This is a genomic window from Halococcus sp. AFM35 (genome assembly GCF_051195015.1).
Taxonomy (GTDB): Archaea; Halobacteriota; Halobacteria; order Halobacteriales; family Halococcaceae; genus Halococcus.
Genome location: NZ_JBNTJU010000072.1, coordinates 1 through 3,033 on the forward strand (window position 1 = coordinate 1; position 3,033 = coordinate 3,033).

2 protein-coding genes and 1 pseudogene are annotated in these 3,033 nt (G+C 52.4%); 2 read left to right on the top strand and 1 reads right to left on the bottom strand.

Annotated elements, in window-relative coordinates; all coding sequences use genetic code 11:
- Both ACQUQO_RS18025 and ACQUQO_RS18030 read left to right on the top strand, forming a co-directional pair.
- Positions 1–97, top strand: a pseudogene (locus tag ACQUQO_RS18025) (IS5/IS1182 family transposase); the annotation flags it as partial.
- Positions 98–220: 123 nt separating this feature from the next.
- The gene (locus tag ACQUQO_RS18030; RefSeq protein WP_435080008.1) at positions 221–1,498 is read left to right on the top strand and encodes an aryl-sulfate sulfotransferase; all 1,278 of its coding nucleotides are present in this window, start codon (positions 221–223) and stop codon (positions 1,496–1,498) included.
- 34 nt (positions 1,499–1,532) lie between these two features.
- Here ACQUQO_RS18030 and ACQUQO_RS18035 read toward each other — a convergent pair whose 3' ends face one another.
- A complete protein-coding gene (locus tag ACQUQO_RS18035; protein ID WP_435080010.1) occupies positions 1,533–2,498 on the bottom strand; it encodes a PrsW family intramembrane metalloprotease in 966 nt (321 codons plus the stop codon).
- Positions 2,499–3,033: the final 535 nt, after the last annotated feature.

The window sequence follows — 3,033 nt, forward strand, 5'->3', positions numbered from 1 at the left end:
CGGCTCCGCCGTGCGAGCGCGTGACTGGTTCCGGCAGTTCCGCGAGATTGCGCTCATTGCTGGCGTTCACAACATCGAACAAGCGATAGAAGCCTGAATAACTCCGATATTCGCGGATTCAATTGAGCCGTACTATGCAGTTACAAAGAAATAGTGAACCCATTTTGCCATTATCAGAGAGGGTCGAAACCGCTTAATAGACTCGTATTCAGAAATCTGTATGAATTCGCGTAAGCGAGTAGTATTTCTTACTATTCTTACTTGCGTATTGGCTGCTCTATTTGTCGCACAAGTAGCTATTGCCTCATTTGGAACGTCAGCGAACGCATCAGTTAATCAATCCGAGAAACCAACTCCAGGAAACACCCTCATCAGCATCCAGAGTTATGGGAACTATGGCAGCATCCTTGAGGTCACTCCCGAAGGGGAGACGGTGTGGGAATATACGCCACCGAATTCGCGCGTTTTCGATGCAGAAGTGCTCGACAACGGAAACATACTTGCCGCCGTGGCAACCAAACGGGTGGCTGCGAACTGTCCGAATAGAGAGCTGCAGATTAGCGAACAATCATGCGTACAGAACCGTGTCGTAGAGATCGATTATCGCTCAAAAAACATCGTCTGGAACTACACGTGGTACGATGAGTACATTGAGAATCACGAGGTACACGACGCAGACCGGCTGAAAAACGGAAACACCGCTATCGTCGATATGGGGAACGACCGGGCGTTCGTCGTCAATCGAGATGGGAACATCACGTGGGAGTGGAAAGCTGACAAGCACCTCAGCAACAACTCAAGGTTTAGGAAACAATACGGTGGACCGCCAAATCCCGGCGGTGAGAAGGACTGGACACACATCAATGACATCGATAGACTGGACGATGGCGACTACCAACTCTCAATTCGGAACTTCGACTCCATTATCGATGTCGATCCGCAGACGCACAACATCACGAACGTCGTCGGTGAACCCGGTAATCACACCAGCCTTTATGAGCAGCATAATCCAGACAGAATCGAGTCAGCCGGAACGACGGTGATCGCAGACAGCCAGAACAACCGGATCGTAGAGATGGACGCCCAAAACGGCAGTATTATCTGGCGCTACGGTGGTGGTGGTCTGCTGTCATGGCCACGCGATGCCGATCGTCTCCCCAGCGGCAACACCCTCATTACGGATACACAAAATGACCGTGTCATCGAAATCAATCAACAGGGGGAGGTCGTCTGGGAATATACAGGTGCTGACTTCGCCTATAATGCTGATCGAATAGGTGTCGGAGAGGACCCGAACAGAATTTCATCTGCCCGGAATTTCCAAACGAAAACCTCCAACAACACTGTCACAGGAACGATACTGACCATCAGATCCTACTCACAATTTGCCATTCCACGGTGGATGAATATCTATCAAGCAACGAACCTTCTAGTACTTATAATAACCGGTATGGGGCTGATTCTAGAGCTCTCACGATATAAATGGAGTTCAAAATAGGTGGCTAAATCGACAAAAATAACTCCTCACAATCCTAGCCGGCGTTCACACTACGATAGGCCGCACGGTAGCGCGCGAGTTTTCGGTAGAGATAAAGGCCAAAGATCGTGTCGTACACCAGGACGAACCCAAGGAAGGCAAGGATCGACGGGATTCCTGGGATGAACAAGGTTATCAACCCGGGCACGATCGCCGAGAGCGTGTTGTAGGTAGCGTGGACAAGCACGGCGATCAGTAGTCCTTTGACAACGATTGGACCCGCCCGATCGGGATTGAATTTTGCGAGTCCAAGATAGTACCCGGCGATCGCCGAATAGATCACGTGCCCGGGGCCAGCGAGCGCGCGCAGTGGTGTGATGCCGCCACCAGCGACGAAGACGTTCGCGATGGTCGGGTCATTTACCTGGCCGGCGATGTAGATCGCATTCTCGATCGTCGCAAAGCCGAGTCCCGCGACCGCGCCATAGACCGCTCCGTCAATCACGGCATCGAAGCGAGTATTGCGATAGGGATACAGCCGCACGGCAAGCAGTTTGACTGTCTCCTCGACTGGACCGACGACGAGATAAAAGAAGAACACTGTTCCGATTACAGGAATTGCTCCGAAGATAGGCTGGAACAAGGAATTGAGCACGCCCGCAAAGCCCGCGAACAGCACCCCGAGTGCAAAGGTTCCTACCAATAAAGAGAGGGGTTCGGCGGTCGTGACATCGGCATACCTCACGTAAGCTGCCAACAAAAGCGCGGGAGCGATCGAGAACAGGATAAAGATCACGATCGGTGTGTCGGCGAGTGTCGCGCCCAATCCGCCAAGGGCTAGCTGGGCCAACAGAATTACGAGCGCCAGCAGGATAACGATCACCCGTGCGGTCATGTGGACGGCGTTGTAGATGAAAACTGACAGACCATCAAGGTGCGAGCGCGTCTCCCAGGTCGCGATGTCATAGAGATCCATGGATCCGTCTGTCTTTTCCTGAACCGGATCCTGTTCGGTAGCCATACCTCAGTCAATGTCTCCTGGTTCTAATCAGTTACCTCAATAATGTCCAATACTATTTTCGTTTAGATATTGCTAAATCGAGTCGCTCTCGTGTAGCGTAGCGGAACCAAGTCACCGAGGTTAGGACATTCCGCCGACAGCAGTCGTTTATGACCAACAAACGCGCTGCTGTCGGCGGAATACTTGAGCAACTCGTTGATCTCGAAGTAATACAGTTTCAGTATCTCACAAAGCTTCTCGGTTGACTGCTTTTGAGACGTGAATTCAGTGGAGAAATCAGTACCGAGTAACTGCTGGGGAAGGCGGCTCGACACCGAGGGCATCGAACCTGTCACCACTCGCCGAGCGGGCGGTCTCGGTCAGTGGATTAGCGTTCGAAACGGTCGGCCGGTGACTTGTCCACGAGAACGGCACGACGCATCGCGAGCGCCGTCTCCGCTGCTCGCCGTACCATTTCAAGGAACTCGTCGAATCGCCACGGCCACCTCTGGAAATCCTGCTGGCTGAGTAAACCGCCTCCGTCATTATAGTTGTT